We start from the raw sequence: 24,770 nt of genomic DNA on the forward strand, positions 1-24,770 counted from the left end.
TTTCTCATCATTCTGAATTGTCATAAATGATTCGACAAGAGCATTAACAAGCGGCTAACCTTTCTGCCACTGGAGTACGTATATTCGCTGATGTGACAGGGTGATGCGCGGCGGATGGCGTGTGTGAAAACAACATAGATAGGGTCAACCATAATGATCCCACGGATTTCTCAGGCCCCTGGTGTCTTACCGCTGGTGCTGGACTTTTTGGAAGCATTGAAGCAAAACGGTTTTACCGGCGACACCGCCACTGATTATGCCGACCGCCTGACGATGGCGACGGATAACAGTATCTACCAATTGCTGCCCGATGCGGTGGTATTTCCGCGATCCACCGCCGATGTCACCCTGATTAGTCGTCTGGCCGGAGAGTCGACGTTTCAATCGTTGACCTTTGCCCCACGCGGCGGCGGCACGGGCACCAATGGTCAATCGCTGAATACCGGTATTGTGGTGGATATGTCCCGCCATATGAATCGCATTCTGGAAGTCAACACCGAGCAAGGTTGGGTGCGAGTTGAGGCCGGTGTGATTAAAGATCAGCTTAATCAATATTTGCGTCCGCACGGCTATTTCTTCTCTCCCGAACTCTCTACCAGCAACCGTGCCACGTTAGGCGGCATGATTAATACCGATGCTTCCGGGCAAGGCTCGTTGGTGTATGGCAAAACGTCCGATCATGTTTTAGGTCTGCGAGCGGTGCTATTGGGTGGCGAACTGCTGGATACTCGCGCACTGCCCACTGCTCAGGCCGAAGCTATTGCCGCCGAGGACTCGGTAATTGGGCGTATTTATCGCAGTGTGCTGGATAGCTGTTGGGATAACCGCGCGTTGATTCTGGAAAAATTCCCCAAGCTGAACCGTTTCCTGACCGGTTACGATCTGCGCCATGTTTTGAGTGATGATCTTCAATCATTTGATTTGACACGTATTCTGTGCGGCGCAGAAGGCACTCTGGCCTTTATTACCGAAGCCACGCTGGACATTACCCGCCTGCCGAAAGTGCGGCGGTTGGTGAACGTTAAATATGACTCCTTCGATTCGGCATTGCGTAATGCGCCTTTCATGGTGGAAGCCAAGGCGCTGTCGGTGGAAACGGTGGATTCTAAGGTGTTGAATCTGGCCAGAGAAGACATTGTGTGGCATTCGGTTAAAGAATTGATCACCGATGTGCCAGATAAGACGCTATTGGGACTGAATATTGTCGAATTCGCCGGGGATGATCGGGCGCTTATCGACGGGCAAATGGCCTCTCTGTGTCAGCGGTTAGATGAACTGATGTCTATGCAGCAGGGCGGTGTGATTGGCTATCAGATTTGTGACGATCTGGCCGGTATTGAGCGCATCTACGGTATGCGCAAAAAAGCCGTAGGATTGCTCGGGAACAGTAAAGGTCAGGCTAAGCCCATTCCTTTTGCCGAAGATACCTGCGTTCCGCCGCAAAATCTGGCGGACTATATCGTCGAATTCCGTCAGTTGCTGGATAGTCATAACCTGAGTTATGGCATGTTTGGCCACGTAGATGCTGGCGTGCTGCATGTGCGTCCGGCTTTGGATATGTGCGATCCGCAACAGGAAATGCTGATGAAACAGCTCTCCGATCGGGTCGTCGAGCTGACGGCGCGTTACGGGGGTTTACTGTGGGGAGAACACGGAAAAGGTTTCCGCGCTGAATATAGCCCGGATTTCTTCGGTGAAAAACTGTATCACGAACTGCGGCGCATTAAATCTGCCTTCGATCCGCTCAATCGCCTGAATCCGGGGAAAATCTGTGCTCCGTTAGACAGCGATGCGCCGATGATGAAAGTCGATACCTCGGCAAAACGCGGCGTGATGGATCGGCAAATTCCGCTGAAGGTGCGCACGTCATTCCGCGGCGCGATGGAATGTAACGGCAACGGATTATGCTTTAATTTCGATGCTCGAAGCCCGATGTGCCCTTCGATGAAAATCAGCGGTAACCGCATTCATTCACCGAAAGGTCGCGCCACATTGGTGCGGGAATGGCTGCGTTTACTGAGCGAGCAGGGCGTCGATCCTCTTGCGCTGGAAAAAGGCCTGGCTAATCGTCAGCCTAGCCTGCGTGGATTGATCGAAAAAACCAGACATAGTTGGCGCGCCAATCGAGGGGACTACGATTTTTCCCATGAAGTAAAGGAGGCGATGTCGGGCTGTCTGGCCTGTAAAGCTTGTTCGACTCAATGTCCGATTAAGATTGACGTGCCGGGGTTTCGTTCGCGCTTCCTGCAGCTGTATCACACCCGTTATCACCGCCCGTTGCGAGATTACGTGGTCGCTGGCGTGGAAAGCTATACCCCGCTGATGGCCAAGGCGCCCAACGTAGTCAATTTTTTCCTGAAACAGCCGTGGGTGAGCGAGCTGAGCCGCCGGAGTATTGGGATGGTGGATTTACCGCTGCTCTCGACGCCGACTCTGAAGCAGGCGCTGTCCGGCCACTATGCCAGCACGATGACGTTGGAACAGTTGGAACAACTGAGCGATGAAGAACGTAGCCATCATGTGCTAATCGTACAGGATCCGTTTACCAGTTATTACGATGCGCAGGTGGTGACTGATTTGGTTCGGTTGGTGGAAAAGCTCGGTTTTAATCCGGTATTGCTGCCATTTTCTCCTAATGGTAAAGCCCAACATATCAAAGGTTTTTTACAGAGATTTGCTAAAACCGCGAGTAAAACCGCCGAGTTTCTTAATCGAATTGCCTTGTTAGGAATGCCGCTGGTGGGCGTCGACCCGGCCTTGGTACTGTGCTATCGCGATGAATATCAGGAAATTCTTGGCGATCGTCGCGGTCACTTTAAGGTGCAACTGGTACATGAATGGTTACAGGCGACATTACCGGAGCGCCCAGCGCAGCCATTGAAGAATGAACCTTGGTATCTGTTTGGCCACTGTACTGAAAGCACCGCGTTACCGACCAGCGGGCAGCAATGGGCGGGAATATTCTCACGCTACGGCGCACGGTTGGAAAACGTTAGCGTTGGCTGTTGCGGCATGGCGGGCACCTACGGTCACGAATCGAAGAATCTCCATAACTCGATTGGCATTTATGAACTATCATGGCAGCAGGCATTGCAGAAATTGCCGGTAAAACGCTGTCTGGCAACGGGTTATTCATGCCGTAGCCAGGTAAAACGAATGGAAGGAAATAGCCTCAGGCATCCATTACAGGCTCTATTGGAGATAGTTTAATGCTTTGGAAACGAGCAGCTACGCTGGCAGATCTGAATCAAGTGGGTGAGGGTTGCATGGTGTCCCATTTGGGCATCGAAATTACCCGCATCGGTGACAACGAAATCGAAGGGACAATGCCGGTGGATCACCGTACGCGCCAACCTTTTGGTTTATTGCACGGCGGCGCGTCTGTGGTGCTGGCGGAGTCGCTAGGCTCAATGGCGGGTTATCTATCCACCGAATGTGATCAACAGGTGGTAGGGTTGGAAATTAATGCCAACCACCTGAGAGCGGTTCGGGAAGGGGTGGTTCGCGGCGTGTGTCGGGCGGTTCACGCTGGCCGCACTCATCAGGTTTGGCAGATCGAGATTTTCGATCAGCAGGATCGGCTTTGCTGTACATCACGCCTCACTACGGCAATTTTAGGTCGCTAGCGTCTGTCTTTATTTGCCTAATCTAAAGCGGTATTTTCAGAACCGGACAGCGCCGGTTCTGAATATTTCTTAATCCTTGTCAGACACAGTTTCCTTTCATTCAACCCCTTACCCGCGAACGGCTTATTTCTTCACGATCAAATCGGTAACTTTTTGCCGCAGAGGTTTCCTCCGAGGGGGATTTTCGGCTAAAGTTAGCGTAGAAATAGGTATTTCCTATGAATGTTTTAAATTATCAGAAGCAAAGGGAAATTAGCCTCTGATAATGCAGGGTTTTCAGTTATTATTATGAAATATATTGTGTAATTTCATAGTGATAATATGGTGCGACTCTCCTCCGTATTTTCTGGCCATCGCAGCGTTCCTTACTGGTTGCCGCCTCATCCGGGGTTAAAAAGGCGCTTTTCTTAATATCCCTGCAAAACAAACGGTTGAAGTGATAATTATTATCACTACCATTGTGAACAATCTGTGTTGACGCCGAATGATGTTCAACCAGCATAATAACAACTAATAAGGTTGTTGAGATAGATAAGGTAGGTCATATGCAACAGGATACAGTTGGTACATTTTCCCTCGACGACAATGATTGGCTGGGCGTCACCATTACTGACAGTGCTGCCGCGCAGATTACCCGTTTAATGCAGCAAGATCCCGACGTGAAAGGGCTGCATCTGGGCGTTAAACAATCTGGTTGCGCTGGGTTTGCCTACGTGATGGACATGGCAAAAAATCCCGCCAATGACGATCTGGTTTTCGAGCATGGCGAGGCCAAAATTTTTGTACCGTTAAAAGCGATGCCTTTTATTGATGGCACGGAAGTAGATTATGTCCGCGAAGGGCTGAATCAGATCTTTAAATTTAATAATCCTAAAGCTCAGCATGCCTGCGGTTGTGGCGAGAGTTTTGGCGTTTGAGTGATGTAAACGAAATGACACGAAGCAATGTAGAAGTGCCAGATGATGTGCAGGCTTGGGTCAGTGATGGTCGTTACAAAGAGGGCTTCTTCACCCAGTTAGCCACCGATGAATTGGCCAAAGGCATCAACGAAGATGTGGTGCGCGCGATTTCGGCCAAACGTAACGAACCTGAGTGGATGCTGGAATTCCGCCTCGGCGCTTATCGAAGCTGGCTGGAGATGGAAGAACCGCATTGGCTGAAAGCCGACTATCAAAGCCTGGATTATCAGGATTACAGCTATTACTCGGCGCCATCTTGCGGGAGCTGTGATGACAACTGTGGTTCCCAACCCGGTGCAGTGCAGCAGCCAACTGACGGCGACGATCTCGGCACCGCCGCCAATGATTATCTGACCGCAGAAGTGGAAAATGCCTTTGCCCAGCTGGGGGTTCCGGTTCGTGAAGGGGCTGAAGTGGCGGTAGATGCGATTTTTGATTCGGTTTCGGTCGCAACCACCTATCGGGAAAAACTGGCTGGCCACGGGATTATTTTCTGCTCTTTTGGCGAAGCCATTCAGGAATACCCAGATTTGGTCCGCAAATACCTCGGCAGCGTAGTGCCAGCTAAAGATAACTTCTTTGCCGCATTGAACGCCGCCGTAGCCTCGGACGGCACCTTCGTATACGTGCCGAAAGGTGTGCGTTGCCCGATGGAGCTCTCTACCTACTTCCGTATTAACGCGGCGAAAACCGGTCAGTTCGAACGCACCATTTTGATTGCCGATGAAGACAGCTACGTAAGTTACATCGAAGGTTGTTCTGCACCGGTGCGTGATACCTACCAGCTGCATGCGGCGGTGGTGGAAGTGATTCTGCATAAAAATGCCGAAGTGAAATATTCCACGGTACAAAACTGGTTTGCAGGTACGGCTAGCACTGGCGGCATTCTTAACTTTGTAACCAAGCGCGCTCTGTGTGAAGGGGAAGGTTCGAAAATGTCGTGGACCCAGTCGGAAACTGGCTCGGCCATTACCTGGAAATACCCGAGTGTGATTTTACAGGGCGATAATTCCATCGGCGAATTCTTCTCCGTGGCGTTGACCAACGGTTATCAGCAGGCCGATACCGGCACCAAGATGATCCACATCGGCAAAAATACTAAATCCACCATTATCGCCAAGGGGATTTCCGCCGGTCATAGCCAGAATACCTATCGCGGTCTGGTGAAAATCCTACCGAGTGCGGAAAACGCCCGTAACTTTACCCAGTGCGACTCTATGCTGATTGGGCCGGATTCCGGCGCGCATACCTTCCCTTACGTGGAAGTGCGCAACAACAGCGCTCAGTTGGAACACGAAGCCACCACTTCCAAGATTGGCGATGACCAACTGTTCTATTGTCTGCAACGGGGCATCAGCGAAGATGACGCTATCTCGATGATCGTCAACGGATTCTGTAAAGATGTATTCTCGGAATTACCGCTGGAGTTTGCCGTCGAAGCGCAGAAATTGCTCGCCATTAGTCTGGAACACAGCGTGGGTTAACCCCGTGGCATTTGCACCGCACAGCGTTGCGCCACGGCGCACAAAGGAAACAGCATGTTAAGCATCAAGAATTTAAAAGTCAGCGTAGATGGCAACGAGATCCTCAAGGGCCTGAATCTGGAAATCAAACCCGGTGAAGTTCACGCCATCATGGGGCCGAACGGCTCCGGTAAAAGTACCTTGTCCGCCACGCTGGCCGGCCGTGAAGAATATGAGGTCACCGAAGGCGAAGTGATCTTTAAAGGTAAGGACCTTTTGGATCTTGACCCAGAAGAACGCGCCGGTGAAGGGGTTTTCCTGGCGTTCCAGTATCCGGTGGAGATCCCCGGCGTCAGTAACCATTTCTTCCTGCAAACGGCAGTGAATGCGGTACGTAAATACCGTGAAGAAGAACCTTTGGATCGCTTCGATTTTTCCGATTTCATTGAAGAAAAAATTGAACTGTTGAAGATGCCGGAAGATTTGCTGTCTCGTTCGGTGAACGTGGGTTTCTCTGGCGGTGAGAAAAAGCGTAACGACATCCTGCAAATGGCGGCGCTGGAGCCAGATCTGTGCATTCTGGATGAAACCGACTCCGGTTTGGACATCGATGCGTTGAAAATCGTGGCAAACGGGGTGAACTCTCTGCGCAATGAAAAACGTGCTTTTATTATCGTAACCCACTATCAACGCATTCTGGATTACGTGAAACCCGACTTCGTACACGTGTTGTATCAGGGCAAAATTATCAAGTCCGGTGACTTCTCGCTAGTGAAACAGTTGGAGGAGCAAGGCTATGGCTGGCTTACCGACCAACAGTAATAAACTGCATCAGCACAGCGCCGCGGTATTGCAGCAACTGAGCCAATTGGCACAGCAGAGCGCTCGCGGGGGGCGTGCCGATAGCCATTGGCAGCAGGCTCAGCAGTTGGGTTTCCCAACCGCACGGCATGAAGACTGGAAATATACGCCGATTGATCGCCTGCTAGAACAACGTTTTGGTTTTGCTCAGACGCAGGTTAGCTCACAGCAGCTAATCGCGTTGGCGCTGCCGTTGGACGCCTATCGTCTGGTCTTTGTGGACGGACGTTTTGACGCCAGCCTGAGTGATACCGAATTCGGTGTTTATCGGGTTAGCCCGCTTACCGCCGCCGCCGAATTGCCTGCCCCGGTGCAGTCTGAAGTATTCCTTCATCTGACGGAAAGTCTGGCGCAGGAAGGCTCCGTGATTCGCCTGCCTGTGGGAAAACAGGCGGAAAAACCGCTTTATCTGCTGCATATCAGCTCTGGTACAGATGCTGAACGGGTGAATACCAGCCACTATCGCCACCATGTAGTGCTGGAAGCTAATACTCAGGCTGATATTGTCGAGCATTATGTCAGTCTGAATGATTTGCCTCACTTTACCGGCGCGCGGCTGACAATTTCTGTCGGCGACAATGCCCAACTGAGCCACTGCAAGCTGGCCTTTGAAACGCCACAAAGCTATCACTTTGCTCATAATGACGTGGTGATGGGACGTGACGCTCGCGCCCGCAGCTATAGTTTCCTGCTGGGCGCCGGCCTGACTCGCCATAACACCAGCGCCCAGCTTAACGGCGAGGGCGCTAGTTTGTCGATGAACAGCCTGCTGTTACCTATTGGCCGTGAAGTTTGTGATACCCGAACCTATCTGGAACATAATAAAGGTTATTGCGAAAGCCGTCAGCTACACAAAACCGTGGTGCGGGAGCGGGGCAAGGCAGTGTTTAACGGCATGATCAAGGTGGCACAGCACGCGCTGAAAACCGACGGTCAGATGACCAATAACAACCTGTTGTTGAGCAAACTGGCAGAGGTGGATACCAAACCGCAGCTGGAAATTTATGCCGATGACGTGAAATGCAGTCACGGTGCGACCGTCGGGCGGATTGACGCCGAACAGATGTTCTATCTACAGTCCCGCGGCATCAGTCGGGCCGATGCTCAGCAAATGATTATCTTTGCCTTCGCCGCTGAATTGACCGAGGCGATAAGCAACGAAACCATCCGTAAACTGGTGATGGAGCGGATTGCCGAGCGTTTGGCGGGAGAACAATAATGAGAGAACCACTATGAGTTACCCGCTGGAACGCATTCGCGCCGATTTCCCACTGCTTGGCCGTGAAGTTAACGGCCAGCCGCTGGCCTATCTGGACAGCGCGGCTAGCGCGCAGAAACCCAATGCAGTGATTGAGCGCGAGCTAGAGTTTTACCGCAGCGGCTATGCGGCGGTGCATCGTGGAATTCACACCCTTAGCGCTGAAGCGACTCAGTCGATGGAGCAAGTCCGCCGTCAGGCGGCAGAATTTATCAATGCGGCCTCGCCGGATGAAATCGTTTTTGTGAAAGGCACCACCGAAGCTATTAATCTGGTGGCAAACAGCTACGGGCGACATTGGCTCAAAGCTGGTGACAGTATTATCATCACCGAAATGGAGCATCACGCCAATATTGTTCCCTGGCAGATGCTGGCTCAGGAACGTGGCATTGAAATTCGCGTCTGGCCGATTACCCCAAGCGGCGAATTGAATCTGAGCGTTCTGCCGCACCTGATCGATGATACGACTCGTTTGCTGGCGATTACCCACGTTTCCAACGTATTGGGTACGGTTAACCCGATCGAGCAAATCGTGGCGACGGCCAAGGCCGCCGGTTTGTTGGTGTTGGTGGACGGCGCGCAGGCGGTGATGCATCAGGCAGTGGACGTACAGAAGCTAGGCTGTGATTTTTATGCTTTCTCCGGCCACAAACTGTATGGGCCGACCGGTATTGGTATTCTGTACGGGAAAAGCGAACTGTTGCAGCAAATGCCGCCGTGGGAAGGCGGTGGGGCGATGATTAAAACCGTCAGCCTGACCGAAGGAACCACCTACGCCGATGCGCCGGGGCGCTTTGAGGCCGGTTCGCCGAACACCGCAGGTATGATGGGTTTAGGCGCGGCAATGAGCTACCTCAATGAGTTGGGTCTGGAGAACATACAGCGCTACGAGCATGAGCTGATGACCTACGCCGTCGAAGCACTGCAGCAGGTTGAAGGGTTGATTATGTATGGCCCAGCGTCGCGGGCGGGGGTCATTGCCTTTAATCTGGGGCAACATCATGCCTTTGACGTAGGTAGTTTTCTCGATCAATACGGGATTGCCATTCGTACTGGTCATCACTGTGCGATGCCATTAATGCAGCACTACGGCGTGCCGAGCATGTGCCGCGCGTCTCTGGCGGTTTATACCAGCCGAGAGGATATCAACCGGCTGGTGGCGGGGTTACAACGGGTCAAGCGTTTGCTAGGCTAAGTGAAGCCAAACTCCGTAGCGCCTGTTGGTCAGCGCGTTGCCGTTATCAAAGCTGGCTAGGGTCTCGGTCAGCTTTATTTTTTTACCGTATTAGGAAGCCTCTCCATGGCCACGTTGCCAGATAAGCAAAAATTGATTCGCAATTTTTCCCGCTGCCATAATTGGGAAGAAAAATACCTATACGTGATCGAATTGGGCGCAATGTTGCCGCCATTGAGCGACGCCGATCGCCAGCCAGAAAACCTGATTAGCGGCTGCCAGAGCCAGGTGTGGATCAGCATGACGTTGGCCGAGCAAGGCACTGTTCATTTTGCCGGTGACAGCGATGCGACCATCGTAAAAGGGTTAGTCGCGGTCGTCTTTATTCTGTATCAGGGTTTAACTCCGCAGCAAATTATCGATCTGGACGTTCGCCCTTATTTTGCCGATTTGGCTTTAAGCCAGCATTTAACTCCGTCTCGATCTCAGGGATTGGAAGCAATGATTCGCGCTATTCGTAATAAAGCATCATTATTAGTCTGAGTGACCTTTCTTCCGAGGCAGCTTGTCTGCCTCTCAGAACCTTCTTAATCATTGAGTTAATCTATTCACCCTTTATTGTTATAAGAATATTTTTGCGAAGTCGGTCACAGTGTTAAAACGGTGATATTTCAGCAGGTTAAATCTTGTATGGGGGGCGAAAAAGGCAAAGAAAAATTAATTTCTAACACGTTGATTTCTAGAGAAATAAATTGCCTTTAGAATCATTACTGTTAGTATAGTTTTGCCAATTATTGGCTATGAAAATCACACGAACGAGCTCGCCGTATAAACCGAATTTGAAGAAGTGATGTAGGAACTAAGCATGAAACGTGCATTAACTTTGATAGGTATGTTATTCGCCACCTGTATGGCAGGCAGTATCACTGCGGCCAATGCAACTGAATATCCTCTGCCACCGGCCAATAGTCGTCTTATTGGTGAAAATACTACCTTTACCGTTCCAAACGATGGCCGTCCGCTGGAGGCTATTGCTGCCGATTATAAAATCGGTCTGTTGGGTATGCTGGAAGCCAACCCAGGCACCGATCCGTATTTACCTAAGCCGGGTTCAGTGTTAACCATTCCAACGCAAATGCTGCTGCCAGACACCCCGCGTGAAGGCATTGTGATTAACCTGGCAGAACTGCGTCTGTACTACTATCCAAAAGGTCAGGATAAAGTCATCGTTTATCCAATAGGTATCGGCCAGTTAGGGCGTAATACCCCAATTATGACGACCTCCGTCAGTCAGAAAATCCCGAATCCAACCTGGACACCAACGGCGAATATTCGTAAACACTATCTGGCGCAAGGTGTGACTTTACCGGCCGTTGTTCCTGCCGGTCCGGAAAACCCTATGGGTCTGTTTGCGATGCGTCTGTCTGCCGGTGCCGGTGAGTACCTGATTCACGGTACCAACGCTAACTTCGGTATCGGTATGCGCGTTAGCTCTGGCTGTATCCGTCTGCGTCCTGACGATATTCAGGCGCTGTTCAACTCGGTACCTAAAGGCACCCGGGTACAGATTATCAATGAACCGATCAAATATTCTGTTGAACCAGACGGTAAACGCTACGTAGAAGTTCACCAGCCGCTGTCCCGTACAGACAATGACGATCCGCAAACCATGCCAATCGCACTGAGCGCCGGTGTGAAAGCTTTTATGGCCAATGGCGAGACAGATACCGCCGTGGTTGAAAGTGCGATTGTACGCCGTTCTGGGATGCCCGTATTGGCCAGCAAAGGGATGACAGCGACTGAAGCTGTTCCGGCTGTTGTAGCCCCTCTGGAAGCGTCACAGACTGAAGAACAGACTATCCCTAAGCTTACCCAGCCGGGCCCAATCTATTCTGAGTCTCACTAATAGCCGCAAATAAGCACCTCGATGTTGCAGGACAAGATGAAAGCAAGGACGCTTTCATCGCTCAAGCGGATAAATAAATCGACTTACCGGATAAGGATAAAGTGCAAATGGCAAAGGTGAGGGGATTGTTCGAGGTAAAAAAAATGGCGCACAATGTGCGCCATTTTTCATTGAAGTAATATTACTTCTTGTAAGCGTGAGCTTGGTTGTCCAGACGTTGGTTAGCGCGTGCTGCATCGTCTTTAGCTGCTTGAACGTCAGAACGGATTGCGTTCACGTCGTTGCTCAGTTGGTCAACTTTAGCGTTCAGAGTCTGAACGTCTGAAGACAGTTGATCAATTTTAGCATTGCTTGAACAACCAGCCAGCATAGTAGAAGCCAGAATTACCGCGCCCAGTACAAGTTTAGTACGATTCATTATTAACACCCTCTAGATTAAGTTAATCTCCATGTAGCGATACAAGTATTACACAAACTTTTTTCGAAAGAGAATAAATTTTTTATGTTAATGAGCTTTATTTTGATCGTTCGCTCAAAGAAGCGTCTGGTTTTAAAAAATCGTTAAAAAATAAAAACAAAACCAATGTATTCCATGGGACAAGTCTTATTTATAAAACAGCATGTAGCGGGGGCGGGATTAAATGTTTTTTGAGAAAGGACTGGCACCGAAAGATAAAAGAAAAACGCCGCTGTAATAAGCGGCGTTTAAATATATTCAGCAGAACAACGCGAGTTGTATTACAGAACGTGTACTGAAGAAGTATTGGTTGTGCCGCTTGGTACCAGTGCGCCAGAAACCATCACCACTACGTCACCTTTCTGTGCCAAACCGCTTGCCAATGCCGCTTCTTTACCAATGCGGTAGAAGTCATCGGTAGAGGCGATTTCTTTCACCACGGAAGGGATAACGCCTTTGGTCAGAATTAACTGACGCGCCGTCACTTCATTGGTGGTTAGCGCCAGAATAGTCGCGGTTGGGAAGTATTTTCGTACGGATTTGGCTGACTTGCCGCCGCCGGTCGCAACGACGATCAACGGAGCACCCAGTTTCTCTGCGGTTTCAACTGCACCACGGCAAACGGCTTCGGTGATACGCATTTTGCGGTTGTCGTTCAGTGATTCGATGCGGCTAGGCATAACGCGATCTGTACGCTCACAGATGGTCGCCATGATGCTCACTGACTCCAGCGGGTATTTACCCTTAGCGCTCTCACCGGACAGCATCACTGCGTCGGTACCGTCCAGAATGGCGTTAGCTACGTCGCCAGCTTCTGCACGGGTAGGGCGCGGGTTTTTGATCATGGAATCGAGCATTTGGGTGGCGGTGATGACCACTTTACGTGCGCGGTTACATTTCTCGATCATCATCTTCTGCGCGAAGATAACTTCTTCAACCGGGATTTCAACGCCCAGATCGCCACGAGCAACCATGATACCGTCAGAGGCTTCCAGAATTTCGTCGAAGTTATTCAGGCCTTCCTGGTTTTCAATTTTGGAAATGATCTGAATGTGTTCGCCGCCGTGGGCTTTCAGGTGCTCACGGATTTCCAGCACGTCAGAACGTTTACGGATAAAGGAAGCCGCAACGAAGTCAACGCCTTGCTCACAACCAAAGATCAGGTCGCCTTTATCTTTTTCAGCCAGAGCAGGCAGTTGGATGGAAACGCCTGGCAGGTTAACGCCTTTGTTTTCGCCCAGATCGCCGTTGTTCAGTACTTTACAAACGACGGTGCTTTCAGTGACTTCAATCACTTCCATACCGATCAAACCGTCATCAACCAGCACGGTGTTACCGATTTTCAGGTCAGCGGCGAAGCCCGCGTAAGTAACGGCGACAGTTTGGTTGTTACCAATTACGCTCTGGTCGGTGGTGAAGGTGAAAGTCTGGCCAGCAACCAGTGCCACGTCTTTACCGCCTTCCAATTTCATGGTGCGGATTTCCGGGCCTTTGGTGTCCAGCAGAATGCCCGCTTTCAGACCGGTTTTCTCCATAACCGCACGGATATTTTTGATACGTTGACCGTGCTCAGCATAGTCACCGTGGGAGAAGTTCAAACGCATTACGTTCATGCCTGCTTTCAGCAGGTTGGTCAACATTTCTTCAGATTCGGTTTTTGGCCCGATAGTACAAACAATTTTAGTCTTTTTCATGACGGATTTTTCTACAAGTTGTGATGGATAAAAAGCGAAAGAATCCGCCAGCCAAGCTGACGGAACGGAATGTGGGGTGTGTCTGGTGTAATGAAACAATACTAAGAATAGGTGACAGTTGAAGAGATCGAGCGGAAAACTTTTGCGCAGGACTTCGCGCTGGGCCTGTCTGCGACAGCCAATTGAGGAGTTGTATTTTTTTAGCGTATCTATAGATCAAGATGCTGAAACCATTCAACTGAAACGACGGTTCGCATTATACGGTGTAAGTGACCGGAAATGAAATGAAAATCAAATTCTCATCACCTGTTTTGATAAAAATCACGCAAATGTAGCGCAAACCGAGGCGCTCAGCGCGATTTGTTGCGCAACAGTCAGTGATTAAGCATACAGAGTGTAAATTTTATGTGACATGAAAGACTATACAGCGAATAAAACTGAGGTGAATGAGATGAACCGTCAGGAAGTTGAAACAGCGAATTTAGGCATTTTGCGAGTCATGAGAATTGCAGTTGAGAATGAGACGAATACAGGAGCAAGCGCGGGAGAATCAAGATTTGGTGCGTCCGAGTGGACTCGAACCACCGACCCCCACCATGTCAAGGTGGTGCTCTAACCAACTGAGCTACGGACGCACTGAATAATCTTGTCAATCTGATGTTTGAATGGTGCGTCCGAGTGGACTCGAACCACCGACCCCCACCATGTCAAGGTGGTGCTCTAACCAACTGAGCTACGGACGCATCGATTATTACCGACCATCAAAGGTGACAGCGGGGACGAATATTAACGGGCAGTCCGTCCTCTGGCAAGGAGAAAAACGCAATTTTATTCGTAATTTCACGCGATTGCTGAGCTTTCGCTCATTGCGCCGTTTTTTTCTCCATCTTTGATTCAGATTTTCCTGCACCGAGCGGAATAACCCGGCGCAGGTTTTTAGATCTTCATTTCCCGAATCATAACCACGACGAGTTTAATGTGCGGCACGCTGCAAAATAAACTGGGCGGGTTGCCTTTGCAGCCAGCGAATTCGCAATGCCATCAGAATTGCCGCAGCGGTCAGACCAATAATGAAACCGGTCCAGAAACCGCTTGGCCCCATTGCTGGCACCACGTAATCGGTCAGCGCCAGAATATAGCCGCTTGGCAAACCTAACACCCAATAAGACGTAAAGGTGATAAAGAAGATAGACCGGGTATCTTTATAGCCGCGAAGTACGCCGCTGCCGATCACCTGTACCGCGTCAGACAGCTGATAAATCGCCGCCAGTAGCATCAGATGAGACGCCATAATCACCACTTCCGGCGTTTTGTTGTAGAGCAGGGCGATTTGTTCGCGAAATATCACGGTCAAGATCGCCGTCACCATCGCCAAACACAAGCCCACGGCGATGGCGGTATAGGCCGAAACCTGCGCGGCTGCAACAGAGCCTTCGCCTAAACGGTGTCCTACGCGAATCGTTGCCGCTACGCTAAGAGACATCGGTAACATAAACATCAGCGAACTGAAGTTAAGCGCGATCTGATGTCCAGCAACCGGCACAATCCCCAATGGGGAGACCAACAGTGCCACGACGGCAAAGAGCGTCACTTCAAAAAACAGCGCGAGAGCAATGGGCAGACCCAGGCCGCTCAGGCGTTTCATTACATGCCAATCCGGCGGTGCGAAGCCTTTTTCTAGCTTGATATCCTGCTGAGAGCGGGCTTTAGTCACATACCAACGCATCATCAGGAACATCACCCAGTACACGCTGGCGGTTGCCACACCACAGCCCACGCCGCCCAGCGCCGGTGCGCCAAACTTACCGTAGATGAAGATGTAGTTGATGGGAATATTGACCAGCAGGCCAAGAAAACCAATTACCATCCCCGGTTTGGTCTTGGATAACCCTTCACACTGATTACGCAAAACCTGGAAGAAAAGATACCCCGGCGCGCCCCACAGAATCGCGTGCAGGAAGCCTACGGCTTTTTCTGCCATGACCGGATCGATATTGTGCATTCGGGTGATCACATGGTCGCTGTGGTACAGCAGAGCCATAATCAGTACCGATAATATCGACGCCAGCCAAAAGCCCTGGCGAATCTGATGAGCGATTTGGCCACGTCGACCTGAGCCATTTAATTGAGCCACGGTTGGCGTTAATGCCAAGAGCAGGCCATGACCGAACAGGATAACCGGGAGCCAGATTGAGGTACCGACGGCGACGGCCGCCATGTCGGTGGCACTGACCGAGCCGGCCATAATAGTATCGACCACCCCCATGGCAGTTTGAGATACCGAGGCGATCACCACCGGAATAGCCAGCGCTAATAAGCAGCGGACTTCTGTTAGATACTTTTGCAAGTACACACCTTTCTAATAATGTTGGGATTAAGCAGGCTAATAGTTACGATGATATAATATCGTCCTTGAGGGCAAATATTGTACCGTCTCTTAAAGCTTAAGCAATCATTTGTAACTTATTATCAATGAAGTAGATGAGCTTGCAGATATTTACCTTTCGCGAATTGGTTTTCAGGTTTTTCTAGGGCAAACTGAGGTCAATCAAGTTAATTTTCCTCGCTATAGATAACGAATAAGAGGCATTGCCTATGTTTACCGGTATTGTTCAGGCCACCGCGCCGGTCGTGGCCATCGATGAAAAAGCCAATTTCCGCACCCACGTCATCAAATTCCCTACGGATATGTTGCCCGAGCTGACTTTAGGCGCATCAGTGTCTCACAACGGTTGCTGCCTCACGGTGACCAAGGTGGAAGGCGATTTGGTCAGCTTTGACTTAATTAAAGAAACGCTGCGCATTACCAATCTTGGTCAGCTACAGGTGGGCGATCAGGTGAATCTGGAACGCGCGGCTAAATTCAGCGACGAAATCGGCGGTCACCTAATGTCTGGGCACATTACTTGCACCGCCGAGATTGCCAAAATTTACACGTCTGAAAATAATCGCCAGATCTGGTTCCGTATGCCAAGTGAAGATTTGATGAAATACGTGTTGCACAAAGGCTTTATTGGTATCGACGGTATCAGCCTGACCATTGGCGAAGTGGAAGGGAAACGTTTCTGTGTGCATTTGATTCCTGAAACGCTGGAGCGCACCACCTTGGGCAAAAAACGGTTGGGGCAGACCGTCAATATCGAAATCGATCCGCAAACCCAAGCGGTGGTTGATACGGTAGAGCGTGTATTGGCTCAGCGGGATATCGCTGGTGCGGCGGCGTGTTTGGCCAGTGACATGGCGGCTAAAACGCAAGCGTAATATGACAGCGCTGAATCGAAGCAAACACCACACGGTGGGACAGATGCTACTTTAATCGGCCTGAGAAAAAAGAAAAGGGATAACAGCCTAGGCCGTATCCCTTTTTTGATCCCGTGAATGAGGCGTCAGCGAGGAACGCGAAGACCGCCATTAACGCCGCGCGGGCTGAACAATACCTGCCAGAGCTGAATATCTCTGGCGCGGAAGGCGCCGGCGCAGGCATTCAGGTAATAGCTGAACATTCTCTCAAATCGCTCCGAATATTTTTCAGACAAAACTGGCCACGCGGCGCGGAATTTTTCGTACCACGCCATCAGCGTGCGGTCATAGTCAGCGCCAAAGTTGTGCCAATCTTCCATAATGAGTCGCGACTCGCTGGCGTCGGCAATCTGTCGAATCGAAGGCAGGCAGCCGTTAGGGAAGATATAGCGGTCAATCCACGGATCAACGCTCAGATTGCTGCGGTTCGCGCCAATAGTGTGCAGTAAGAACAGACCATCGGGTTTTAGATTGCGTTCGACCACTTCAAAATAGGTTGGATAGTTCTTTGGCCCAACGTGCTCGAACATACCGACGGAAACAATGCGGTCAAACTGTTGATGCAAATCCCGATAGTCTTGCAGCAGGATAGTGACATCCAGTCCGGCGCAGCGCTCTCTCGCCAGTTTTTGCTGTTCGGCAGAAATAGTGACGCCTTGAACGGAAACGCCGTAATGACGAGCGGCAAAAGCGGATAACCCACCCCAGCCACAGCCGATGTCCAGCAGTTTCATACCCGGTTTCAACTGCAATTTTTCACAGATCATGCGCAGTTTATTTTCCTGCGCTTGTTCCAAATTTGCGGCGTCCTTCCAGTATCCGCAGGAATATTGCATGTGGCTGTCTAGCATTTCGCGAAACAGATCGTTGCCAAGATCGTAATGTTCTTTTCCGACGATCCAGGCGCGTTTTTTCGATTGCAGGTTAGTCAGGCGGGCGGCTGCGATGCGTAAGGTATCTTTGAAATGGTGGGGGAGTTTCTTTTCCAGACCGGCTCGTAGCACGCGCTGGAAAAAAATGTCCAGTCGTTCACAGTCCCACCATCCGTCCATATAACTTTCCCCAAGTCCCAGCGAGCCTTGCTGCAATGCGCGCTTAAAGAAATCAGGATTATGAACCTGAATATCGAAAGGTCTTGAACCATTGATTTCAATATTGGCCTGGCTCAGCATTTCATTTGCAATGCGATACCACGGATTTTCTTGAATACTTTGGTCTTCTATACAGGATGAACTCATAGTTTCTCCATCACTTTCTTCTGACTGATGTCCCGCAATAAACGAAAAAATTGCAGGCACATACCGAATAGGTATTGGCTACCTTGGTGTCTGATATCCAACTACGGACAGAGGAAGATTAAGAAGAAAACCTACTGCGTTTGGCACTAGGTTTACTCATCCTTAAGGATAAATGTAACGCGATCCTCGCGTACAGAATATGAATCTAATATGACTCTTTTATAACGGCTTTATTGATAACTGGGATCGAGTATAGGCGCGCCGGAAAGGTTTCTCAATAATAAATCCGTCCCGGCGCGTAAGAACGTCTGTAATAATTACCCTTAGGAATGATGACTCTCTGAGATTAATTCTCTTTGATTATCAAGGTTATTCTTATTTGTGGCATATAAATGGATGAAATAACCCAGCGCTGCAAATAATACTGTCAACACCATGACGGTCACGGTGGCTAATAACGGTTGAGCAATAAAGGCTGACACCAACATACTGGCAATAAAACAGGTTCCCAGCTGTAGGGTATTCTGCAACGCGGCGGCCTTCCCGGTGTTATTGGGAAAAGGAATTAATGCATTTGACACCACTATCGGGTAACAGGCACCGTTGACCAGCGCCATCACGCAGAATGGAATTAATAAAGTCAGTAGGCTAGGTTCTGTTAGGGTCGCCACCAGATATAGGGCGATCATGCTTAAGGCGTAACCAACCAGAAGCCACGGTAACAGGGAATTGCCTTTCATGTAATTCAGCGCGCTGCGACAGCCGTAACCACCCAGCAAAAAAGCCAGAGTTTGTGGGACGTAGCTCAGACCAATCACATTTGGGCTATAGCCCATATCGCCCAAAATAAAGGGGGAGCCGGTTAGCCAGGCAAAGAAACCAGCGCTGCAAGCGGCAAAAATCATGACGTTCCCGCTGAAGAGCGGCGATTTAATAATCTGCCAGAAGTTAAGATTATCTTTCTCACTCCCAACGTTTTCTGCATTCTTTTGCTTTTCTTTTAATAAAGCAGTCGGAATCAACAGCAACAGAGTAATAGCCAACAGCACCACGAAAATGGCGCGCCAGCTAAAGTGGTTCAGTAACCAGGCGCCCAGCAGCGGCGCTAATGCAGGAGAAAGGGCGACCAAAGGCATAATAGTGGCAAATACCCGATTGGCCTTGCCATCGCGATAACGGTCAATCACCAACGCTTGCCAGGTCACCGCTGCGGAACAGACGCCCACGGCCTGAACCAGACGTAATGCCAAAAGTTGTAGCGATGTTTGCACCCAAACCATTCCCAAACAGCCGAAGGCAAACAGACTTAAACCGAGTAATAGAACAGGTTTACGCCCCAATTTATCGGATAAAGGCCCCCAGACTAATTGCGCAATGGCGAATCCGGCGAGAAAAATGCTCAAACTGGCGCTGATCGAGCCAGCTGAAGCCTGCAAATCTTGCTGCATGGCGCCAAAAGCCGGCAAGTACATATCCGTGGCAAGGTATCCCAACATGCTCAGACCGGCGAGGTAGAACATAAAACTAGTGGATGTTTTCATTTTCGTTATTTGTCTCATTTATATGTATGCCCGTCATCTTTCGGACCGTAGCGGTGTTGACTGTCTTCGCTCCCCCCCAGACTCTTAGTGGACTAAGTTTCTGAGGATTCACGGAGTTGTCGCCTGGCTACAATCCGCAAACAGGTTATCTTTGCAGGAGAATTAATGCGGGGGGCATTCTATCCGGCTGGCTATTCCCCTGTGAAACGGTAATATTTGCATACTGATGTGAAAATAATTGAAGGCAAGACAATGTGGTCGGAATATTCACTGGAAGTGGTTGATGCGGTTGCCAGAACCGGTAGTTTCAGCGCTGCTGCGCAAGAACTGCATCGCGTGCCTTCTGCTGTCAGCTATACGGTCAGACAACTCGAGACATGGCTCGCAGTGCCGCTGTTTGAACGACGACACCGCGATGTGGAGCTGACGGCCGCGGGAGCGCTGTTTATTAGAGAAGCGCGAACTGTTATCAAAAAAATGATTGACACGCGTCGTCAATGTCAGCAGGTCGCTAACGGTTGGCGTGGCCATCTGGATATTGCTATCGACATTATTGTGAAGCCGTTGCGCAGCCGCCAGTTGGTGCTGGATTTCTATCGTCATTTTCCCGATATCGAACTGCGGGTGCATTTTGAGGTATTCAACGGCGTGTGGGATGCGCTGGCAGACGGTCGTGCCGATGTGGCTATTGGTGCGACGCGTGCGGTGCCGGTCGGCGGGCGCTTTACTTTCCGTGATATGGGGTTTATGAGCTGGCACTGCGTGGTCAGTGCTACTCATCCGCTGGCGTCTCAGAGCGGCCCTTTGACTGACGATCAGCTGCGGCCTTATCCTTCGCTCTGCATTGAGGACACCGCTCGTAATTTGCCGAAGCGTGATACCTGGACGCTGGACAACCAGCGGCGGCTGGTGGCTCCGGATTGGCAAACGGGCATTGACTGTCTGTGTGACGGTTTGTGTATTGGCATGGTTCCGGCGCATCGCGTCGAGCCGCTGGCCAAACAGGGTAAACTGGTAATTATTACGCTGGCTCAGCCCTTGCCTGATAGCCCTTGCTGCCTGAGCTGGGAGCAAAGCAACCATTCGCCCGCAATGGCGTGGCTGCTGGAGTACCTTGGGGATACGGAAACGCTGAATGCCGAATGGCTGCGAGCGGGTAACGGTGTAGAAAACATGCGGGAAGCCGTTTCAACGGGCTGAACGGCTTCCCGCCGCGGTTTTAACGACGATAATCGCGGAAAGGACCATCAGCAACAGAACGGCGTTCAACCAGTTTAGGATGTACTTCAATGGTTTGCGGATCTTCGCGCTTGCTGACAATACGATCCAGCAACATTGCAAAGGCGCTTTCGCCCAAACGTTCTTTTGGCTGATGAATCGTGGTCAGCGCCGGTGAGAAATAGCGCGCATTTCGCACATTGTCATACCCGATCACCGAAATATCCTGCGGAACGCGTAAACCTAATTCATCGGCAGCACAAATAGCACCCATAGCCATAATATCGCCGCCGCAGAAAACCGCCGTTGGGCGATGTTTCTGCGTTAAGATTTGATGCATGGCTTTATAACCGGATTCAGGTTCAAAATCTCCTTGAACCACCCATTCATCACGCAGTTTAATATTGGCTTCTTCCAGCGCTTTGATAAAGCCCTGATGGCGCCCACCGCCGGTATTGCGAGCCAGTTGCCCCGGAATGGCTCCAATATCGCGATGGCCGCGCTCAATCAAATAACGGCCAGCCAGATAACCGCCTTCAAAGGCATTATCAATAATGGAGTCGGTAAAATCGCCACGCGCGGTGCCCCAATCCATGACTACCATTGGAATATTGCGATAATCTTCCAGCATACCCAACAGCTGCTCTGGATACTCGGAACACATTACCAGCAAACCATCGACGCGTTTTTGTGCCAGCATCGCCAGATAAGCTTTCTGCTTATCCAGATTATTATGAGAGTTACACAAAATCAGCGTATAGCCTTTGCTATAGCAGCTATTTTCTACGGCTTCGATCACTTCCGCAAAATAGGGGGCTTCGCTGGAGGTTGCTAGCAAACCAATAGATTTGGTGTGATTGACTTTCAGGCTTCGTGCGACGGCACTTGGCGAATAGTGCAGCTCTTTAATGGCGGCCCACACGGCGGCCTTGGTGTCTTCGGCGACGAAACGTGTTTTATTGATGACGTGCGAAACGGTGGTGGTGGAAACGCCCGCGCGTTTGGCCACATCTTTAATCGTTGCCATAAAAAGAATGACTCCTAAACTGACCTGTTACAGCAGGTAAGTATTATGTTAATCGTTTGCCTGCGTTGTTCGAACCCTTTTCAGACGGATATCATCAGTTCCGCTGGTTATTTTCGTCAGCGCGCTCGTCTGAGAGGGGTTTTTAGGCGTTATTGGTCGGTACGCAGTAATGAACTGCGGATTTTGGCCGATTTAAAGAAAAAGTGAAAGATCTAATCAACGTTATAAAGTGAGTAATGATAACAAGATTTTATTTCCAAACTGTGGGAAAATCGTTTTACACACTAACTATGTGCCTTTATCCACCCAAATTAACCGACTGAGGAGTTTATATGGATACTGATCTGAAAATGTCATTGATTACTACTATTGGTTCGTTGGCAGTGATTATGATCTTTAGCTTTACAGCGGTAATGAACTAAACCCTGACTGTTTTAGATATGTGCAGACTGTGAGCGAGAAGGGCGGAGCCGTTATCCGCCCTTGATATTAGTCGGCTAATTAGGCCAGATTTTTCTCTACGAACGCCCAGTTAACTAGCGCCCAGAAGTTTTCCAGATAAGTCGGCCGCGCATTGCGGTAATCGATATAGTAAGCATGTTCCCACACATCGACGGTCAGCAATGGTTTATCCGAAGTGGTTAGCGGAGTCGCCGCATTAGAGGTGCTCACGATCGCCAGCGAACCGTCCGGTTTTTTCACCAGCCAGGTCCAACCCGCGCCAAAGTTTTTCACGGCAGCATCGGTAAACTGTTGTTTGAATTCAGCGAAAGAACCAAATGATGCTGCGATAGCGTCGGCTACTGCGCCCTTAGGTTCGCCGCCGGCGTTTGGAGCCAGGCAGTTCCAGTAGAAGGTGTGATTCCATACCTGAGCGGCGTTATTGAAGATGCCGCCAGTGGAGGTTTTTACGATCTCTTCCAGCGATTTACCAGCAAACTCGGTATCTTTAATCAGATTATTCAGGTTTACCACGTAGGTGTTGTGGTGCTTACCGTAGTGATAATCCAGCGTTTCTGCCGAGATATGAGGCTCAAGGGCGTTCTTTGCATAAGGCAGTGCAGGTAATTCAAAAGACATTGCTTTCTCCTTTCGGTATGACTCAGGGTATTTGCCCATCAAATCACAGGATGCGCCAAGGCTATCCCGGTGGCGACGAGCGGATCAATAATTGTCACATAGTTGTTATGGATATCAATCTTATCAATTTCCCACGGGAAAAACAGGCTTAACCACTCAGAGTGAAAGTGATTGGTGATGAGTTACTCAGTGGGTGGAACACGGGGGCAGAGAGTAGGGTAGAAACGCCCCGACGGCCAATAAACCGGCGGAGCGATAGTTTGAGAGCATGGTTTTAACGAATGCATTTAAAGAATGCATTTAACGGATAGTTTTAGGCGTCACGACGCGGCGCGCCCCAACGTAATGGCCTTGCCAGTAATCGTTATCTAACATACTGATGCGGATTTCTTCGCCGGTACGCGGAGACTGGATAAATTTCCCATTACCTAAATAAACTCCAACGTGATCGGCGACGCCTCGATTGGCAATATTGAAGAACACCAGATCGCCACTTTCTAACTCTGCGCGTTTAACCGGTGCGGCATCGCGCAGGTGGAACATTTCATTCGCGGTGCGCGGCATTTTTATTCTGACCACATCTTTGTAGGCATAATAAATGAGTCCGCTACAGTCAAACCCGGTATTCGGAGAAGACCCACCCCAGCGATAGGGTTTCCCAACCTGTTTCATCAGCTTACTCATCGCCGTCTGTTTGGCGTGCTGATAACGCTTTTTATGTGCCGGACTGAGTTTCAGTTTGTTATTCGCGAGTAATTCTGCTGCTGCTTTCTTGGTCGTGCTATTTCGATGTCGTCCATAAGCCACTTTTGTTTCTTTACGGGTGATGGTTTTTTTAGCCGTAACGCTTTTCTTTTGGGTTAAGGTTTTCGCGTTGGTGGCTGTTTTGGTTTTGCTTATTTTACCGGTCGTTGATTTCGCAGTGGTTTTAGCCGTCACTTTCTTTTTCATTTGGGTCACTGGCTTAACTTTCTTACTGCTGCTTTTATTATCGACTTTCCGTTTTTTGCGATCGTCAGGGCTAGCCTGACTCACATGGCTTTTTTTCTGGTCGGCAGATACGCGTGCCTGCGGCGAAGCATGTGCCAGATTTAAAAATAGCTGGGTAAACAGCAGCACAAAGAGCGTGAAGATTAAACGCATAATAACGCTACCAACCTTGACCCTGAAATGGATGATGGAAGACTCACAGTATTGCTGAAACTCGCCGCATAAAAAAGCAGAGAGCTATATGATTCTAATAGATTTTGTGAGAAAACGTTAATGGCTTGCTAATTGCCGCCTTTTTATGCAGCAAATGCGTCATAAATAACCATTTGTCATAGTGTTAGCTTTAATCCCAGAATCGGGGTCCATAAAAGATATTCCTGAATTAGCTGAAGTAAAAATGTTATTCTAAATGAGTGTTTATGTAGCGGAGCCTATTTAGATAGGCAAGATGGGATAAAACCCTGCAAAAAATGGCGTTTTATTCGGGGCACCACAGTCGTTACAATAACCTGAACGCAACAAATAGATTGTTATTACGGCTAAGCGCAATGACGTCAGTTTTAGCCATAATATGGCTTGAGGAAGCAAGAGATGACAACGATTGAAAAAATTCAGCGGCAGGTAGCAGAGAACCCAATCCTGCTGTACATGAAAGGCTCGCCGAAATTGCCTAGCTGCGGTTTCTCCGCTCAGGCCGTACAGGCGCTGTCTGCCTGTGGCGAACGCTTTGCCTATGTGGATATCCTGCAAAACCCGGATATCCGCGCTGAAATGCCAAAATACGCTAACTGGCCAACTTTCCCACAGCTGTGGGTTGACGGTGAATTAATTGGCGGCTGCGACATTATGATCGAAATGTATCAACGTGGCGAATTGCAGCAATTATTAAAAGAAACCGCTGACAAATACCGTTCACAGGAAGATCAGGCGGCTGAATAACTGCGCTATTATCTGATAGGTCTGAACGTAAAAAGCGGG

Annotated in this window: 21 protein-coding genes and 2 tRNA genes; 13 read left to right on the top strand and 10 right to left on the bottom strand. The window is 49.8% G+C overall.

Annotated elements, in window-relative coordinates:
* Nucleotides 1-153: 153 nt before the first annotated feature.
* The 9 genes from ydiJ to AD970_RS13755 all read left to right on the top strand — a co-directional run bounded on the left by ydiJ (nt 154) and on the right by AD970_RS13755 (nt 11,247).
* Nucleotides 154-3,210: a D-2-hydroxyglutarate dehydrogenase YdiJ gene (gene ydiJ, locus AD970_RS13715; RefSeq protein WP_049600099.1), complete on the top strand. Its 3,057-nt coding sequence runs from the start codon at nt 154-156 to the stop codon at nt 3,208-3,210.
* Nucleotides 3,210-3,626: a hotdog fold thioesterase gene (locus tag AD970_RS13720; RefSeq protein ID WP_049600102.1), complete on the top strand. Its 417-nt coding sequence runs from the start codon at nt 3,210-3,212 to the stop codon at nt 3,624-3,626. The genes ydiJ and AD970_RS13720 overlap by 1 nt, the downstream gene beginning before the upstream one ends.
* 545 nt (nt 3,627-4,171) lie before the next feature.
* Complete coding sequence (sufA, locus tag AD970_RS13725; protein WP_049600105.1) at nt 4,172-4,543, top strand: Fe-S cluster assembly scaffold SufA; 372 nt, start codon at nt 4,172-4,174, stop codon at nt 4,541-4,543.
* Nucleotides 4,544-4,557: 14 nt separating this feature from the next.
* A complete protein-coding gene (gene sufB, locus AD970_RS13730) occupies nt 4,558-6,069 on the top strand; it encodes a Fe-S cluster assembly protein SufB (protein WP_049600107.1) in 1,512 nt (503 codons plus the stop codon).
* Nucleotides 6,070-6,123: 54 nt separating this feature from the next.
* Nucleotides 6,124-6,870 carry a Fe-S cluster assembly ATPase SufC gene (gene sufC / locus AD970_RS13735; protein WP_049600110.1) on the top strand — a complete coding sequence of 249 codons (747 nt, stop codon included), beginning with the start codon at nt 6,124-6,126 and terminating at the stop codon, nt 6,868-6,870.
* A complete protein-coding gene (gene sufD / locus AD970_RS13740; RefSeq protein ID WP_049600113.1) occupies nt 6,845-8,128 on the top strand; it encodes a Fe-S cluster assembly protein SufD in 1,284 nt (427 codons plus the stop codon). Before sufC ends, sufD begins: the two co-directional genes overlap by 26 nt.
* A 13-nt stretch (nt 8,129-8,141) precedes the next feature.
* Nucleotides 8,142-9,362 (top strand): cysteine desulfurase SufS, encoded by a 1,221-nt coding sequence (gene sufS, locus AD970_RS13745; protein ID WP_049600115.1) that lies wholly within the window; start codon nt 8,142-8,144, stop codon nt 9,360-9,362.
* Nucleotides 9,363-9,467: 105 nt separating this feature from the next.
* Nucleotides 9,468-9,884 (top strand): cysteine desulfuration protein SufE, encoded by a 417-nt coding sequence (gene sufE / locus AD970_RS13750; protein ID WP_049600118.1) that lies wholly within the window; start codon nt 9,468-9,470, stop codon nt 9,882-9,884.
* A gap of 322 nt (nt 9,885-10,206) precedes the next feature.
* Nucleotides 10,207-11,247: a L,D-transpeptidase family protein gene (locus AD970_RS13755; RefSeq protein WP_049600120.1), complete on the top strand. Its 1,041-nt coding sequence runs from the start codon at nt 10,207-10,209 to the stop codon at nt 11,245-11,247.
* Between the two features lie 181 nt (nt 11,248-11,428).
* Here the strand turns inward: AD970_RS13755 and AD970_RS13760 are convergent, their stop codons facing one another.
* The 5 genes from AD970_RS13760 to AD970_RS13780 form a co-directional block, all read right to left on the bottom strand.
* The gene (locus AD970_RS13760) at nt 11,429-11,665 is read right to left on the bottom strand and encodes a major outer membrane lipoprotein (protein WP_005165631.1); all 237 of its coding nucleotides are present in this window, start codon (nt 11,663-11,665) and stop codon (nt 11,429-11,431) included.
* 320 nt (nt 11,666-11,985) lie between these two features.
* The gene (pykF, locus tag AD970_RS13765; RefSeq protein ID WP_049600123.1) at nt 11,986-13,398 is read right to left on the bottom strand and encodes a pyruvate kinase PykF; all 1,413 of its coding nucleotides are present in this window, start codon (nt 13,396-13,398) and stop codon (nt 11,986-11,988) included.
* Between the two features lie 558 nt (nt 13,399-13,956).
* Nucleotides 13,957-14,033: transfer RNA gene (locus AD970_RS13770), tRNA-Val, on the bottom strand.
* A 31-nt stretch (nt 14,034-14,064) separates the two neighbouring features.
* A tRNA-Val gene (locus AD970_RS13775) sits at nt 14,065-14,141 on the bottom strand.
* A 230-nt stretch (nt 14,142-14,371) separates the two neighbouring features.
* Entirely contained in the window at nt 14,372-15,745 is a 1,374-nt protein-coding gene (locus AD970_RS13780) for an MATE family efflux transporter (RefSeq protein ID WP_049600126.1), read from the bottom strand.
* A 248-nt stretch (nt 15,746-15,993) separates the two neighbouring features.
* On the opposite strand from AD970_RS13780, the gene AD970_RS13785 reads away from it, so the two are divergent.
* Nucleotides 15,994-16,659 carry a riboflavin synthase gene (locus AD970_RS13785; RefSeq protein WP_049600129.1) on the top strand — a complete coding sequence of 222 codons (666 nt, stop codon included), beginning with the start codon at nt 15,994-15,996 and terminating at the stop codon, nt 16,657-16,659.
* A 125-nt stretch (nt 16,660-16,784) separates the two neighbouring features.
* Here AD970_RS13785 and cfa read toward each other — a convergent pair whose 3' ends face one another.
* Both cfa and punC read right to left on the bottom strand, forming a co-directional pair.
* Nucleotides 16,785-17,936, bottom strand: a complete 1,152-nt coding sequence (gene cfa, locus AD970_RS13790; protein WP_049600131.1) for a cyclopropane fatty acyl phospholipid synthase — start codon at nt 17,934-17,936, stop codon at nt 16,785-16,787.
* Nucleotides 17,937-18,259: 323 nt separating this feature from the next.
* Nucleotides 18,260-19,477 (bottom strand): purine nucleoside transporter PunC, encoded by a 1,218-nt coding sequence (punC, locus tag AD970_RS13795; RefSeq protein ID WP_049600133.1) that lies wholly within the window; start codon nt 19,475-19,477, stop codon nt 18,260-18,262.
* Between the two features lie 252 nt (nt 19,478-19,729).
* On the opposite strand from punC, the gene punR reads away from it, so the two are divergent.
* On the top strand, nt 19,730-20,677 hold the full coding sequence (gene punR, locus AD970_RS13800) for a DNA-binding transcriptional activator PunR (protein ID WP_049600136.1): 948 nt from the start codon (nt 19,730-19,732) through the stop codon (nt 20,675-20,677).
* Between the two features lie 19 nt (nt 20,678-20,696).
* On the opposite strand, the gene purR is transcribed toward punR, so the two are convergent.
* On the bottom strand, nt 20,697-21,722 hold the full coding sequence (gene purR, locus AD970_RS13805; protein WP_049600138.1) for an HTH-type transcriptional repressor PurR: 1,026 nt from the start codon (nt 21,720-21,722) through the stop codon (nt 20,697-20,699).
* Nucleotides 21,723-22,054: 332 nt separating this feature from the next.
* Between purR and cydH the strand changes: the two genes are divergently transcribed.
* Nucleotides 22,055-22,144: a cytochrome bd-I oxidase subunit CydH gene (gene cydH / locus AD970_RS19680; RefSeq protein ID WP_120805555.1), complete on the top strand. Its 90-nt coding sequence runs from the start codon at nt 22,055-22,057 to the stop codon at nt 22,142-22,144.
* Nucleotides 22,145-22,223: 79 nt separating this feature from the next.
* On the opposite strand, the gene sodB is transcribed toward cydH, so the two are convergent.
* Together sodB and AD970_RS13815 are read right to left on the bottom strand one after the other, a co-directional pair.
* The gene (sodB, locus tag AD970_RS13810; protein WP_049600140.1) at nt 22,224-22,802 is read right to left on the bottom strand and encodes a superoxide dismutase [Fe]; all 579 of its coding nucleotides are present in this window, start codon (nt 22,800-22,802) and stop codon (nt 22,224-22,226) included.
* A 300-nt stretch (nt 22,803-23,102) separates the two neighbouring features.
* Nucleotides 23,103-23,945: a C40 family peptidase gene (locus AD970_RS13815; RefSeq protein WP_049600142.1), complete on the bottom strand. Its 843-nt coding sequence runs from the start codon at nt 23,943-23,945 to the stop codon at nt 23,103-23,105.
* A 438-nt stretch (nt 23,946-24,383) separates the two neighbouring features.
* On the opposite strand from AD970_RS13815, the gene AD970_RS13820 reads away from it, so the two are divergent.
* Nucleotides 24,384-24,731 (top strand): Grx4 family monothiol glutaredoxin, encoded by a 348-nt coding sequence (locus tag AD970_RS13820; protein ID WP_049600144.1) that lies wholly within the window; start codon nt 24,384-24,386, stop codon nt 24,729-24,731.
* Nucleotides 24,732-24,770: the final 39 nt, after the last annotated feature.

This window comes from Yersinia nurmii, from assembly GCF_001112925.1.
Taxonomy (GTDB): domain Bacteria; phylum Pseudomonadota; class Gammaproteobacteria; order Enterobacterales; family Enterobacteriaceae; genus Yersinia; species Yersinia nurmii.